At 34.9% G+C, this 15,101-nt stretch carries 13 protein-coding genes and 1 pseudogene; 9 read left to right on the top strand and 5 right to left on the bottom strand.

The features are described from left to right. Positions 1-135 precede the first annotated feature (135 nt). The 3 genes and pseudogenes from dnaE to ACE94K_RS01625 form a co-directional block, all read right to left on the bottom strand. A pseudogene (dnaE, locus tag ACE94K_RS01635) lies at positions 136-4,522 on the bottom strand (DNA polymerase III subunit alpha). Between the two features lie 210 nt (positions 4,523-4,732). Beyond that, positions 4,733-5,182, bottom strand: a complete 450-nt coding sequence (locus tag ACE94K_RS01630; protein WP_378179014.1) for a PA2169 family four-helix-bundle protein — start codon at positions 5,180-5,182, stop codon at positions 4,733-4,735. A gap of 232 nt (positions 5,183-5,414) precedes the next feature. After that, a complete protein-coding gene (locus ACE94K_RS01625; RefSeq protein WP_378179011.1) occupies positions 5,415-6,299 on the bottom strand; it encodes a DUF6252 family protein in 885 nt (294 codons plus the stop codon). 361 nt (positions 6,300-6,660) lie between these two features. On the opposite strand from ACE94K_RS01625, the gene ACE94K_RS01620 reads away from it, so the two are divergent. From ACE94K_RS01620 to ACE94K_RS01610, 3 genes are read left to right on the top strand one after another with little or no spacing between them, the layout of a single operon-like run. Then, on the top strand, positions 6,661-7,194 hold the full coding sequence (locus ACE94K_RS01620) for a 30S ribosomal protein S16 (protein ID WP_378179008.1): 534 nt from the start codon (positions 6,661-6,663) through the stop codon (positions 7,192-7,194). A gap of 14 nt (positions 7,195-7,208) precedes the next feature. Continuing rightward, entirely contained in the window at positions 7,209-7,736 is a 528-nt protein-coding gene (gene rimM / locus ACE94K_RS01615; RefSeq protein ID WP_378179005.1) for a ribosome maturation factor RimM, read from the top strand. A 2-nt stretch (positions 7,737-7,738) separates the two neighbouring features. Next, the gene (locus ACE94K_RS01610; RefSeq protein ID WP_378179002.1) at positions 7,739-8,452 is read left to right on the top strand and encodes a tRNA1(Val) (adenine(37)-N6)-methyltransferase; all 714 of its coding nucleotides are present in this window, start codon (positions 7,739-7,741) and stop codon (positions 8,450-8,452) included. A gap of 118 nt (positions 8,453-8,570) precedes the next feature. On the opposite strand, the gene ACE94K_RS01605 is transcribed toward ACE94K_RS01610, so the two are convergent. After that, a complete protein-coding gene (locus tag ACE94K_RS01605) occupies positions 8,571-8,882 on the bottom strand; it encodes a hypothetical protein (protein WP_378178999.1) in 312 nt (103 codons plus the stop codon). A 378-nt stretch (positions 8,883-9,260) separates the two neighbouring features. On the opposite strand from ACE94K_RS01605, the gene ACE94K_RS01600 reads away from it, so the two are divergent. The 6 genes from ACE94K_RS01600 to ACE94K_RS01575 all read left to right on the top strand — a co-directional run bounded on the left by ACE94K_RS01600 (position 9,261) and on the right by ACE94K_RS01575 (position 14,416). Beyond that, entirely contained in the window at positions 9,261-10,439 is a 1,179-nt protein-coding gene (locus ACE94K_RS01600; protein WP_378178996.1) for an acyl-CoA dehydrogenase family protein, read from the top strand. An 84-nt stretch (positions 10,440-10,523) separates the two neighbouring features. After that, positions 10,524-11,087, top strand: coding sequence for a hypothetical protein (locus tag ACE94K_RS01595; RefSeq protein WP_378178993.1), 564 nt, complete (start codon positions 10,524-10,526; stop codon positions 11,085-11,087). Positions 11,088-11,114: 27 nt separating this feature from the next. After that, positions 11,115-11,792, top strand: coding sequence for a glycerophosphodiester phosphodiesterase (locus ACE94K_RS01590; protein WP_378178990.1), 678 nt, complete (start codon positions 11,115-11,117; stop codon positions 11,790-11,792). Beyond that, positions 11,792-13,003 carry an NAD(P)/FAD-dependent oxidoreductase gene (locus ACE94K_RS01585; RefSeq protein ID WP_378178987.1) on the top strand — a complete coding sequence of 404 codons (1,212 nt, stop codon included), beginning with the start codon at positions 11,792-11,794 and terminating at the stop codon, positions 13,001-13,003. Before ACE94K_RS01590 ends, ACE94K_RS01585 begins: the two co-directional genes overlap by 1 nt. Next, positions 13,004-13,561, top strand: coding sequence for a DUF1697 domain-containing protein (locus ACE94K_RS01580; RefSeq protein ID WP_378178984.1), 558 nt, complete (start codon positions 13,004-13,006; stop codon positions 13,559-13,561). It abuts the gene before it with no gap. Between the two features lie 72 nt (positions 13,562-13,633). Then, positions 13,634-14,416: a hypothetical protein gene (locus ACE94K_RS01575; protein ID WP_378178981.1), complete on the top strand. Its 783-nt coding sequence runs from the start codon at positions 13,634-13,636 to the stop codon at positions 14,414-14,416. 107 nt (positions 14,417-14,523) lie between these two features. Here ACE94K_RS01575 and ACE94K_RS01570 read toward each other — a convergent pair whose 3' ends face one another. Beyond that, on the bottom strand, positions 14,524-15,081 hold the full coding sequence (locus tag ACE94K_RS01570) for a TetR/AcrR family transcriptional regulator (RefSeq protein ID WP_378178978.1): 558 nt from the start codon (positions 15,079-15,081) through the stop codon (positions 14,524-14,526). Between the last annotated feature and the right edge of the window lie 20 nt (positions 15,082-15,101).

Below are 15,101 nucleotides of genomic sequence, written 5' to 3'. Positions count from 1 at the left end.
TAGTTAAACTAATCTCGCTGTATAGCGGGATCTTTTAATTTCATTGATTCATATATATCTAAAGTTAAACAGCACTTTGACTCCCGATAGCTATCGGGACAGTGTGACAAGAAGGGTGCAACATAACCTGTGTTTCTAATTCAACTTATAATACACCGAATCATTTTCTAGAGCTGTCAGTAACTCTGGAGATATGTTTACTTTTTGTTTGCGACTAGGCATATGTAGTTTTAGCTTTTCTGCCATTTCAAAGATCACAAAATTCAAGGTATGATTTCCAGAATGCTCTGTCAATAATTCCTTTAAGCCTTCAATTCTTTTGTCAGAAAGGTCATTGATGTCTAATTGTATTGTAAGTTTTCGTGCATACGTTTCCATAACGTCATGTAACAACTGGAAACTATTGAACTGTATTCTTGGATCTCCTTTTTTGCCGGTATCTCTATTTACCCAGCCTTCTTTAATAAAAGCTTTTGCATATACAAAAGTGTTTTGTACCAGAAATGGTCTATGCTTTAGATAATCCTCCCCAAAAATTCTAAATTCGTGAGCCGTATTGTAGTCTTCGATCGTAAAAGTGGCCCAACCTTTTCCATTTTTCGAAGTGCGATGTTCTACTCCTGTGATGACACCACCAAATGAAATTTCGCGATTTAAGTTGTTTTCTAGATCAGCAAAATTTACTAAAGTTCCGTTACAGAAATATTTCATTTCGTATTTGAAATCATCCAAAGGATGACCTGATAAATAAATACCAACCACTTCTTTTTCTCTGGCCAATTTTTCCATGGTTCCCCATTCTTCGCAAGGCGGAACTACAGGTTCAGGTATCTGAACATCACTGGCTTCTCCAAATAAACTTACTTGAGAGGAATTTTCATTTTCTTGATACTTCGATCCATATTTCATCGCTTTTTCAAGGAAGGTAATTCCGTCACCATCTTGGTGAAAGTATTGTCCTCTATGTGTCTCAATAAATGAATCAAAACCACCTGCCAGCGCTAGACTTTCGAAAGCTTTTTTGTTTGCGGCACGCAAATCGATGCGTTTTGCCATATCAAAAATAGATTTATAAGGTCCGTCTTTTTTTCTGTTTTCTACAATGGTGGCAACTGCTCCCGTACCAACGCCTTTGATCGCTCCCATACCAAATCGTACGGCACCATCTTTGTTTACAGAGAATTTTCGGTAAGATTCGTTAACATCAGGTCCTAGTACTTCTAATTTCATTCGTTTACATTCCTCCATAAAGAACGTAACCTGCTTGATATCGTTCATATTGTTAGAAAGTACTGCGGCCATATACTCTGCCGGATAATGAGCTTTTAGGTAAGCTGTTTGGTAGGCAATCCAAGCATAACAGGTAGAGTGGGATTTATTAAAGGCATAGGCAGCAAAAGCTTCCCAATCTTTCCATATTTTTTCTAGTTTATCTTCTGGGTGACCTTTGGCAGCAGCTTGTTCAATAAACTTTGGTTTCATTTTGTCCAAAACGGCTTTCTGCTTTTTACCCATCGCTTTACGAAGGACATCGGCTTCACCTTTTGTAAAATCTGCTAATTTTTGAGATAATAGCATCACCTGCTCCTGATAGACCGTGATCCCGTAGGTTTCTTTCAGGTATTCCTCGCAAGCTTCAAGATCGTAGATAATTTCTTCGGTACCGTGTTTTCTATTAATAAAACTTGGGATATATTCTAAAGGCCCCGGACGATACAATGCATTCATCGCAATGAGATCCGCAAAAACTGTAGGCTTTAACTCCTTCATATATTTTTGCATCCCTGGAGATTCATATTGGAAAACTCCAACGGTTTCTCCTCTCTGGAATAATGCGTAGGTTTTTTCGTCGTCTAGTGGAAAATTTTCCGGGTCAAGCTCAATTCCGTGTTTGGCTTTGACAATTTTTACCGTGTCCTTGATTAAAGTTAACGTCTTTAGTCCCAGGAAGTCCATTTTTAATAAACCGGCACTTTCTACTACAGAGTTGTCAAACTGTGTACAATACATGTCGGAATCCTTTGCCAAGGCAACAGGGACAAATTTGGTAATATCATCTGGCGTGATGATAACACCACAGGCATGAATTCCGGTGTTTCTAACCGAGCCTTCCAGTACTCTGGCTTGATTTAGTGTTTCCGCCTCTAGATCGCTACCTTCAGCTATGTTTAATAATTCATTTACCTTTTCTAATTCGTCACTTCTAAATTTCTTTTTAAGAATAGCTTCATCAACACCAAAAATTTTACCCAATTTGGACATATTCGGTATCAATTTGGCTATTCTGTCTGCATCACTTAGTGGTAGATCCAGTACACGAGCAGTATCTCGTATTGAAGATTTTGCAGCCATAGTCCCATAAGTGATGATCTGTGCTACTTGATTAGCGCCATATTTTTCGATTACATAATCCATAACGCGCCCACGTCCTTCGTCGTCAAAATCAATATCGATATCAGGCATGCTCACACGATCAGGATTCAAAAATCTCTCAAATAGTAAATCATATTTAATTGGATCGAGGTTGGTGATCCATAAGCAATAGGCTACTGCTGACCCTGCAGCAGATCCACGTCCTGGGCCAACGGATACTCCCATATCTCTAGCGGCTCTGATAAAGTCCTCTACAATTAAAAAATATCCCGGATACCCCGTGTTTTCAATTACTTTTAACTCGAAATCCAGTCGCTCATCAATTTCTGGAGTAATTTCTCCGTATCGTATTTTAGCACCTTTATAGGTAATATGTCTAAGGTATGCATTTTCGCCTCGTTTACCCCCATCAATCTTATCTTCTTCAGATTGGAACTCTTCTGGGATATCGAATGCTGGTAATAATACATCTCTGGCTAGAACAAATGGTTCTATCTTATCTATGACTTCCTGAATATTAATAATGGCCTCGGGGAGATCTTTAAAAAGATTTTTCATCTCTTCAGATGATTTGAAATAATATTCCTGATTGGGTAAGCCATATCGATACCCTCGTCCGCGACCTATTGGAGTAGCTTGTTTTTCTCCATCTTTTACACACAATAAAATATCGTGAGCATTTGCATCTTTTTTCTCGCAATAGTAAGTGTTATTAGTGGCAACGGTTTTAATGTTATGTTTTTTAGAAAAATTAATTAAAACCTGATTTACTCGATTCTCGTCTTCCTGATTATGACGCATAATTTCGATATACAAATCATCACCAAACTCTTTTTTCCACCATAATAATGCTTCTTCAGCTTGTTTTTCACCAATGTTTAGTACTTTACTAGGTACTTCACCGTAAAGATTTCCTGTAAGGACAATGATATCTTCTTTATACTGCTTGATCACTTCTTTGTCAATTCTAGGTAGATAATAAAACCCATCGACAAAACCGATAGAAGACATTTTTGCTAGATTATGATAACCATTTTTATTTTTAGCAAGTAGTACGATCTGATATCCGTTATCTTTTCTTGACTTGTCTTTATGATTTTCACAAACAAAGAATTCACAACCTACGATTGGTTTTATTTCGACTTCTTTGGGTTCCTCGCCATTTTCTATTGCTTGTTGGTTTGCAGCTTTTACACTTTTATTATGGTTAGTAACGGCCTGTACAAAATGAAAAGCACCCATCATATTGGCGTGGTCGGTCATAGCAACGGCAGTCATCTTATGCTTAGCGGTTTCTTTTACTAAGTCTGGTATACTAGTGGTCGATTGTAATACAGAAAAACTGCGTATGATTATGGAGATGTGCAAAATTTACCGAATCAAGTATAGCAATATTGTCCCTAATTTCTTGTTTAGAAATATCAGAGCTATCCTCTTTGTCCAGCGATTCCCGGATTTTTTTCGAGGCTTTTTTTAGATTGATATGCTTTAAACCTATTAGTTGTATAGGTTCTGGATTGGCTTGATTAAAGTTTTCAAAATAATCTGCTTGTACATCAAGCTCTTCTTTGGTAAAAACTTGTTTACGAATCAGTTCTAGAAAGCATCGGGTGGTGGCTTCTACATCGGCGGTTGCATTATGTGCTTCGCCAAAAGCTGTTCCGAATAAATATTCATGTAACTCGGTAAGTGTTGGGAGTTTAAATTTTCCTCCACGACCTCCAGGAATTTGGCATAAACTGGCTGTGGTTTCGGTACAAGTATCCAAAACTGGTAAGTCTTGTAGCTGGTTATCAATACCGAGTCTGTAGAATTCGGCTCCCATAATGTTAACATCGAAACCTACATTCTGACCTACTACAAATTTGGTTTTGGATAAAGCAATATTAAACTTTTCTAAAACATCTTTTAATGTGATTCCTTCTTGTTGGGCTAATTCGGTAGAAATTCCGTGGATTTTCTCTGCATCATATGGAATGTTAAAACCATCAGGTTTAACTAAATAATCTTGATGTTCGATACAGTTACCCATTTCATCGTGAAGCTGCCAAGCAATTTGTATACATCTTGGCCAGTTATCAGTGTCACTTATTGGGGCATCCCAGCGTTTGGGTAAACCTGTTGTTTCGGTATCAAAAATTAAATACATAAAAAATCAGTTTCGACAGGGTTTTACTTTTGAAAAAAAGTACTTACAAAAATAAGTAAAACAGATGCTTGTGTAGCGAAAAGTTGTTTACAGTTATTAACGATAGTATATAATAAAAAAAACCGAAGTCTAAATTTCGGTTTTCATAACTATAAATGAAATGTACAGTGAACATGTCTGTGTTAAGTACATTTACTTTTCAAAATAATTTTATGCCTCGATGCTTTCAAATTTCTTAACATCTTCTAAGGCGCTTAATGCTACACTTCGATGTTTCAAAATTAATCTTTTGGTACTTTCTGGTAAAGAGGACATTTCTAAAATATCATTATATTCTTTTATAAAAGATTTTTCTCCTCTAATGGTTTCCTTTAGAATGGCTTCTTCGTCATTATTTGATAGGGCAGCTCTAAAATTCATCCATACTCTGTGCGCATCTGCCGTAAAACTGGTTCCTTTTTCTGGCGTCTCTCCATACAATTTTATTTCATTTTTCAGCTCGTGTCCAAAATCATAGCGCTCTTTCGCTCGACTCTCAAAATAATTTTTTAGCGCACTATTATTGACATTATTTGCAGCGGTCTGATATCCTTTTTCTGCGTCATAATTTTTTTCCAATAAATCATTTAATCTTTTTGTAATTTTTTCTGTGTACTTCATAATCTTTTGCATTTTTAAATTTCAATAAGTTCTTTAAAGATGTTTATTGTTTAACATCATTTATAACCTAAGGCATAAAAACGCCTATGTCAAGCGGTTTAACAGGGTTTATGATTATTTAACGACTATTAACAAATAGTAGGCTATCTATTTGTTAAATATGTTAAATGAAAAAGCGTTCATCATAACAATAATGATGAACGCTTTTCGAGCTATAGTTGAGTAATGTAATTTAATATCCGTAATCAAATCGCCCTTCGGTGACAGCTACTCCGCTTGCAGTGGCGAATTCAAAACTTCCACTAATACATTTGGATTCGGTGTCGTGCGATGTAATTGTAAGAGTTCCTCTTACTGCTGATGACTTATCATTATACAGGCTATAAGTTGCGCTAAAATCTCCTGACCCAGCTAGTGAGTATGTTCCGACTGTAACATCTATAGGAAAAACAATGGTTATCTCTTCGTCCTCATTATTAGCTTTGATAAGGATAGAAGGGTTATTTACTCCAAATGGGATAGCGTCATGATCATCAGTGATCATTTCGTTTCCATTAATCAAAGCAGTTAAAGATGCGTTAAGTAAACAAGGGTTGATTTCTTCTTCCTCTTCTTCCTCTTCTTCGACATTAATAATAATTTCTTCCTCTTCCTCTTCAACTTCAGGAACAAAATTTTCTATGGGTAGTTTATAAAACCATCCATTTCTGAAGCTCTTGGATTGTCCATTACTTCCTTTTAAATCTTCAAAATAAAAATTACCAGAAACCTGATTATTATGGATTTCAGTAATTTCTATTTGGCCATTGCTTATGCCATCTTCCGAAATAAATTTTACATTATCTTCCTCAAAACTCACTTTATTAATGGCTTGAGATTCTAATCGGTAAGTTCCAACATTTGTAGATGATGTTGTGAAACTGATCGATTCGGTACCTGTATTTCCAACAATTACTAAGGTACCGTCATCGTGTATAATCGCTTTTCTTATATCAGGTCTAAATAATTTTCCATCAATAGTTGCTTGTAATCCGGGTGTATTAAATTCTACATCGGTGGTGCAAGAATTAAAAAGTAAGCAGATAACTGCTATCAGAGGAGTAATTTTTTTAATCATACGCTTGGGGCTTTAAAAATCTAATCACGGTAAAACCATCACTAAATATTTAAGTACAAACATATAATGAAAATTTCAGGAAAACAATTTTTTTCAAACAAAAAACATAATTTTTGACGACTAATGATTAAAAACATCGGTGAAATACACAAAAAATTAATTTCATTTAAATAAAAGTAGGTTTTTTACAGACACGTCTTTCTTTTTAATTTTATCTTTTTAGCGTATTTCTTTTCTCGTAAACTGTAGTGGATTTCTAGAACAAAAAGAAAGGCGTTGTATTTTGATGCTAATTTGTTAAAAATGATTACATTTGCGCACTTAATTATAACCGGGGTCGAGTACCCAAAAATTAATTCATATGTCTGTTAAAATTAGATTACAGAGACACGGTAAAAAAGGAAAACCTTTTTACTGGATCGTAGCAGCTGATGCTAGAGCAAAAAGAGATGGTAGATTTTTAGAAAAAATCGGTACGTACAATCCAAATACGAACCCTGCAGCAATCGATTTAAATATCGATGGCGCTGTAAAGTGGTTACAAAATGGTGCTCAACCTACTGATACTGCTAGAGCTATCCTTTCTTACAAAGGTGCGTTGCTTAAGAATCACTTAGCCGGTGGAGTTAAAAAAGGCGCATTAACTGAAGAGCAAGCAGAGGAAAAATTCAATGCTTGGTTGCAGGAAAAAGAAGGTGCCGTAGGTGCTAAAAAAGACTCTTTAGCAAAAGAGGAGGCTGATGCTAAAGCAAAAGCACTTGCTGCCGAAAAAGAAGTGAATGCTAAGCGTGAGGCTGAAGCTGCAGAGGCCGAAGCCGCTGCAAAAGCAGAAGAAGCCGCCGCAGAAGCATCAGAAGCAGAAGTAACTGAAGAAGCTAGCAACGAGGAAGAATAGTTGCATTATTGACGATGAAGAAAGAAGATTGCTTCTATCTAGGCAAAATCGTAAGCAAATTTAGTTTTAAGGGTGAGGTGTTGATAAAACTCGATACTGATGAACCCGAAAGTTATGTAAATTTGGAATCAGTTTTTGTTAGTTATAACAAAAATCTGGTTCCATTTTTTATAGAAAAAAGTTCACTTCACAAAAGTGATTTGCTTCGTGTAAAATTTGAAGATGTAGATTCTGAGGAGGATGCAGACGATTTGATGAAGGCTGAAATATATCTGCCCTTAAGCCTTCTGCCTAAACTTGAAGGTGATAAATTCTATTTTCACGAAGTAATAGGTTTTAAGATTGTTGATAGTTCATTTGGAGAAGTCGGTGTTATCAAACATATAAATGATAGTACAGCTCAGGCACTTTTTGAGATAGATCGAGAAGGTATTGAAATTTTAATACCGATGAATGACGAATTTATTGATAAAGTGGATAGAGAAACAAATACTGTTTTTGTAAATACTCCAGAAGGATTGATAGATCTTTACTTACAATAGGAATGTCCAAACCGTTTCAATTTAAACAATTTACGATACATCAGGATCGTTGTGCTATGAAGATTGGTACAGACGGTGTTCTGTTGGGTTCGTGGGTTCCTATTTCTGATCAGGTGAATGCAATTCTTGATATTGGAACAGGAACAGGTGTTATTGCATTAATGATGGCTCAACGATCTAACGCAGAAATCATTGATGCAATGGAAATCGACGACTCGGCGTACGAACAGGCGGTAGAAAATTTTGAAGCTTCAGATTGGGGAGATCGGCTATTTTGTTACCATGCTTCCTTTCAAGAGTTTTTTCAGGAGATAGACGACCAATATGATTTATTGATCAGTAATCCTCCATTTTATACAGATGATTATAAATCTGACGATGTAGGTCGTGATACAGCACGCTTTGAAGATGCATTGCCCTTTGAACATTTATTTATTGGAGCAGCTCATTTATTATCAGAAAAAGGAAAGTTTGCAGTAATACTGCCTTATAAGGAAGAAAAAAATTGCACAGACATTGCAGAAAAAGTAGGTTTGTACCCTCAAAAAATTACGAGGGTGAAAGGAAATCCTTCTTCAGACATTAAAAGAAGTATGTTATTGTTTGGTTTTGAACGTTTAGATTTGGATCCCGAAATATTGATTATAGAAGAAACTAGGCATCGGTATACTCAACAATACAAAGCGTTAACCAAAGATTTTTATCTCAAAATGTAGGATGAATTGATGTCAAAAAAAAAGGAGAATCATAAGAATCCTCCTCTTTTCCAAATTCAATCACTCTACGAAGTTTAATTGTATTTCTACAAATTAACGCTCTTAAGATTTTTACAAATTAGTCTTGTCCTACCCAGTTTCCTTCGGCATCACAAAGTACTTCTACTGTTTCTCCGTCTTCTTTTGTAAGCTCTAGTTTAAATTCTGAAGCATCTTCTTTTGCAGCAGCTTTACTAATAGTAGCTCCTTTAAAATCTCTAGCTACTGCATCAAGAACAGGTTGTGGCAAATTCTCCACTGCTAAGTCGATATATTTTTCCTGCATTGTTACTTCTAATGTCTCTTCAGAAGAAACTTCGTTTGCATTGATACTTTGAGTTCCTACTAAAAGTCCGAAAGCTAATACTGGTAATACAAATAAATTTTTCATTTTGTTTTTAGGTTTTAATTATTCTTCATTTTGTTGTTTAATAAAATGGAATAATTGTGCCAGATGATTTTAGAATCATTGTAGTGGCTTAAAAATCTGATAAACAGAATTTTAAACAAATTCATAATAATGTTAAGAGTATCAGAAATGTGTAGAAGATGGTTTCGAAATGCGGAAATTATCCACATTTAAATAGTAATTTATGATCTTGTCGATGTAAATCTATGACAGATTTCCTACTATTAAATATCTCTAATAAATTTAGTTTTATTTTAAGAAGTCAAAAAAAATTGGTTGCTCTTTTTTCATTAATTACATTTGTTAGCGGTTTAGAACCTAAGATTTTAAAAATAGTTTAAAAATTAAATACAGAGTATAATGAAGCCCGATCTTTTTGAAGCACCAGATTATTATAATTTAGATGAACTTTTAACAGATGAACATAAATTGGTTCGTGATGCTGCACGCAGTTGGGTAAAAAGGGATGTGTCTCCGATCATAGAAGAATATGCCCAGCGTGCTGAGTTTCCAAACCAAATTATTAAAGGGCTTGCAGAAATAGGAGCATTTGGGCCTTATATTCCTGAGAAATATGGAGGAGCAGGATTAGACCAAATAAGTTATGGATTGATTATGCAGGAAATAGAAAGAGGTGATTCTGGAGTACGTTCAACAGCTTCAGTACAGTCATCATTGGTGATGTATCCTATTTGGAAGTATGGAAGTGAAGAACAACGAAACAAATATCTTCCCAAGTTGGCTTCGGGCGAATTTATGGGATGTTTTGGACTTACAGAACCGGATCACGGATCTAATCCCGGAGGTATGACGACCAATTTTAAGGATAAAGGGGATCACTATTTGCTAAATGGAGCCAAATTATGGATTTCTAATGCTCCTTTTGCAGATATAGCAGTAGTTTGGGCAAAAAATGAAGAAGGAAGAGTTCACGGATTAGTCGTAGAAAGAGGAATGGAAGGTTTTTCAACTCCAGAAACCCATAATAAATGGTCATTGCGTGCATCTGCAACAGGAGAGCTTATCTTTGATAATGTAAAAGTACCTAAAGAAAATTTATTGCCAGGCAAAAGTGGACTAGGAGCTCCATTAAGTTGCTTAGATTCTGCTCGATTTGGAATTGCCTGGGGAGCTATTGGAGCAGCAATGGATTGTTATGATACTGCTTTGCGATATTCTAAAGAGCGGATTCAGTTCGATAAGCCTATCGGAGGAACACAGTTACAGCAAAAGAAATTGGCAGAAATGATTACCGAAATTACCAAAGCACAGTTGCTTGCTTGGCGATTAGGCGTATTAAGAGAAGAAGGAAAAGCTACTTCTGCACAAATATCCATGGCAAAACGTAATAATGTAGAAATGGCTATAAAAATTGCCAGAGAAGCAAGGCAAATTCTTGGCGGAATGGGGATTACAGGAGAATATAGTATTATGAGGCATATGATGAACTTGGAAAGTGTGATTACCTATGAAGGGACTCACGATATTCATTTGTTAATTACAGGTATGGATATAACTGGAATTGCTGCGTTTAAATAGTGCTAAAAAAGTATAAAATCATAGCGTCTTAGTTTTTCTAAGGCGTTTTTTTGTGCATATTTGACTTTTAAAAAAAATCAATCAATGAAAAAAGTAATTTTAATTTTAGTGTGTAGTTTATTTGGGTATTCATCTTTTGCTCAGGATGTAGCAAAAGTAGAACCGGTACAATTTCGAATAAATTTTTTAGCTCCGGGAGCAGAAGTTGAGTTTGGAGTAACAAAAAGTTCAACCATACTCTTAAATGCCGGATTTTTATGGGGTATTGGAACCAGTGAGGATTTTAACGGAAATACTGAAACCAATTTTGCAATTCTTCCTATTATAGATGGCCAATACCGATACTACTATAACCTGAAACAAAGAGAAGAAAAAGGTAGAAATATATCCAAAAACAGTGGTAATTTTATTGCGCTAAAAGGAACCTATTATTTTACAGAAGGCTTTCTTGAAACTCTTGAAGGAAATGAAGAGGATCTTTTTACTGATGAAAGTGATTTATCAGTAATTGGAGTAACTTACGGAATACAGAGAACTTATTTTGACTGGCTTCATATAGGTTTTGAAGGCGGAATAGGATATGGGCAAACACGTACCGATAATGTAATACTTCCTATCCTATCATTCACAATAGGATATGCTTTTTAGTAATTCAGAAAAAAAAATTTTAAGTAAATGAAAATATTTGGACATCGTGGGGCGGCCGGGTTGGTAGCCGAGAACACATTAGAATCCATAACTGAAGCCTTGAAATATAATATTGATGGTATCGAAATTGATGTACATAAATGCAAATCAGGAGAACTGGTAGTTATTCATGATAAAACATTAGAGAGAACTACCAATGGTAAAGGAAAGGTATCAGAATTTACCTGGGAAGAACTTAAAAGATATAGAACTGTAGAAGGTTTTAAAATTCCTACATTGAACCAAGTGTTAGAGCTTATAGATGCTAAGTGTGAACTAAATATAGAACTAAAAGGAATTGGAACCGCTTTGCCAGTTATAGAATTGTTAGAGAAACGAATTAAAGATTCTAACTGGAATCATGATCATTTCATTATATCTAGTTTTGATCATTCTCAATTGTTTCAGATAAAATCAATGACTTCCTTATTTAGGTTAGGAGTTTTGACAGAAAAGAAGGTTACTAATGTTCTCAACGTAGCAGAAGAGTTAAAAGCATTTTCTGTACATCCGCCGATCTATTCTTTGACGAAAGAGGATGTTTTAATGGCACAGAAAAAAGGTTATAAAATATACACTTGGACAATAAAAGAGTCGGCTCAGGTTGAATTGTCAAAAAATTGGAATGTAGACACTATCATTACAGATTTTCCTAATTTTGCGTAATGCATTATGATCTATTGATAATTGGTGGCGGAGCCGCAGGTTTTTTTACGGCGATAAACGTAGCAGAGAACGATCCAAACCTGAAAATAGCCATTCTTGAAAGAGGAAAAGAAGTGTTGTCTAAAGTTAAGGTTTCAGGAGGAGGTAGATGTAATGTTACTCACGCAGAATTTATTCCGGATGCATTGACTAAAAATTATCCTAGAGGCGAAAAAGAACTAAAAGGGCCTTTTCATACTTTTATGACAGGCGATACAATGGAATGGTTTGATAGTCGAGGGGTAGCATTAAAAATAGAGGATGATGGCAGGATTTTTCCGGTTTCTGATTCATCACAGTCTATTATAGATTGTTTTTTATCAGAAACTAAACGATTAGGTATTGAGGTTCTAACGAATCATTCAGTAAAAGATTTTTATCAAGAAAAGGAAGCCTGGAAAGTAGTTACAAGTCAAGGTAATTTTGAAACCGTAAAACTGATGATCGCTACGGGAAGTAATCCTAAAATTTGGACAAAACTTAATTCCTTAGAACACCAAACGATTGATGCAGTTCCGTCATTGTTTACCTTTAACATAAAAGATAATAGAATCAAAGGTTTACCAGGAATAGCTACAAATGCTTCGGTTCAAGTAAAGAACTCCAAATTATTAAGTGATGGTCCGTTACTTATTACCCATTGGGGGATGAGTGGTCCGGCAATTTTGAAACTTTCTGCTTGGGGAGCAATAGAGTTAAATTCCTATCAATATAATTTTGAGATCATTGTTAATTGGATACAGGACTATTCTCATGAAGAAGCATTGAATATACTCAAAGTGCTAAAAAATAAAAACCCAAAACAACAAGTTTCCAAATATACTCAGTTTGAACTACCCAAAAGGCTTTGGCAAAGTTTAGTTGCTGCTTCGGGTATGGAGAGTACAACTCGATGGGCAGATACTAATAAATCCCAACTTAACAAACTTTCAGAAGAACTAACCAAAGGTGTTTTTCAGGTAAATGGGAAAAGTACATTTAAGGAAGAATTTGTCACAGCTGGAGGAATAGATCTTAAAGAGGTAAATTTTAAAACTTTTGAAAGTAAGAGACATAAGAATTTATACTTTGCAGGAGAGGTGTTGAATATAGACGCCATAACAGGCGGATTTAATTTTCAGAATGCCTGGACAGGTGCTTATATTGCTGCTCAGGCTATTACGTCAGGATAAATGAATACATACATAGCTTTACTTCGAGGAATTAATGTGGGTGGCCATAAAAAAATAAAAATGGCAGACCTTAAACAGTCTTTTGAAGATTTAGGTTTTAGTGATGTTCTAACCTACATCCAAAGTGGAAATGTAATTTTTAAAGATATTTTAGATGATCCTTCTGTTATACAAACAAAGATCAAGGCAGGAATTAAAAAGCAGTTCGGGTTTGATATTTCTGTACTTGTAATCACTCGCCAAATTTTAAGTGAAGTTTTGCAAAACAATCCTTTTGCGGATACGTTGAAAAAGAGCGAAATGGATGGTAAAAAGATGTACTTTATGCTTTTATTTGATCAACCGGATCCAGCCGTAGTAAAGGAATTCACTTCTATTTCTTTTGATCCTGAGGTGTTTGTAATTACTAAAAATGTAATCTATTTGTATGCTTATAATGGATACGGAAAGACAAAACTTAACAGTAATTTCTTTGAAAAAAAATTAGGTTGTGATGCCACTGCTAGAAACCTAAGTACGATGAGTAAACTGTTGGAATTAAGTTTTTTAACTTTATAATTACAGCGTATTTATCGGAAATCTGTGTAAATTTTTGTACCTTAAAAAGGTTTAACCATTACCTTATTAACTATGAAAAAAATTACACTTGCACTTACCGTTATTTTTATTCTCAATAGTATGTTTTTTGCTCAGGCCAGTACCGAAGAGCATATAAAAAAACTATTGATGGATTATATAAATAAGATCAACGATCTGGAAAGAGGGGCTAAAAAAAATGATGTTTTATACCTATTTGACGAAAAGTATAGCGGTAATACCGTTTATGTCAATTTATCAGGTGCTTTAGTCAGAAAAAACTATGACAAAAAGAACGTTTCCTCTCAATTAGATGATATTATTAATGATGATAACTATAACTTTCGACTTACGTTAGACAAGGTTGTTTTTCAAAGTCAAAAAGATAATGCCGGAATCATTTCTGCCGTGGTAACCTTTGAATCTTTTATCAATAAAAAACTAGCCGAGAAAGGAACGATGTTGATGGATATGGTCGGAGTTAAGATCGACGACCGATGGAAGATAGTTCAAAATAATATGGTTCGCGTCTCTGAGGCCAAGGATATTGGAGAATGTGTTTGTTATATGTATGGAAATGGCGATACTAAGTTTGTTACAGAAGTATATTTTCCTGCCGGATTAGAGTACAGCCAGAAATTAGAATCTTTTCAGATTACAAGAAAAGATGGTTCTAGATTAATAAAAACTCATAGTGAAGAGTTTTCTTGGAAAGGAAATGGTAGTTTGTATTATAATGGAAAATCTATTGGTCAGACAAAAGACGCTAAATTGGCGATACAAGCGGCAGTTAAGAATTTATACAAGGACTCTTGCGTTAAAGTGATATTTAACTAATCTAGAAGCCTGATTGTCATAATTTCTGAAATCAGAACTCAAGATATCCTGCTAAATTATTATTTGGCAGGATATTTCATATTAAATTTTAAAGATTAGAAGGGCATTCAATCTCTTAAAAAACCTTTCCAAGATATTTCAATTGCTTGATTGATATGTTTATCCAATAATTTTACTTTTTCATTTTCGTGAATTTTTACAATAGAAACTACGTTGCCAAAAAAGAGTTCCTCCATAACCATAGAGTTATATGATTTAAAAACTTTTTGACGAATCCCAGATTTAAAATAATTCTCAATTTCACTGTAATACTGTCTTGCTTGATCTTTTAGGGATTGCGGTATCTCTGGAGATCTTGCTATTTGTTCAGAAAATATGAAAGCAAGTGGATTGTTCACAAAATAATGAAACAGGTTGAGCCACATTGTAGAAAACTGTTTTTTGATATCATCTTCTGGTATGTTACGCATCACCACAGTTCCAAAATCTTGTGTAAGCATTAAATAGAGTTCGGTTATGATTTCTTCTTTGTTTTTAAAATGATGATACACAGTTCCATTAGCAACACCAGATTCTTTGATGATTTGCGAAAGAGAAGTTGCCTGTATTCCTTGTTTTGTAATTAATTCTAAAGTAGTCTGTAAGACGATTGACTTTTTGTTCATAAATAATTTATTCCTTCATT

The organism is Aquimarina besae, from assembly GCF_042434905.1.
GTDB lineage: Bacteria > Bacteroidota > Bacteroidia > Flavobacteriales > Flavobacteriaceae > Aquimarina.
The sequence above is the reverse complement of the archived record's forward strand: the minus strand, read 5'-3'. Positions and strand labels throughout refer to the sequence as shown.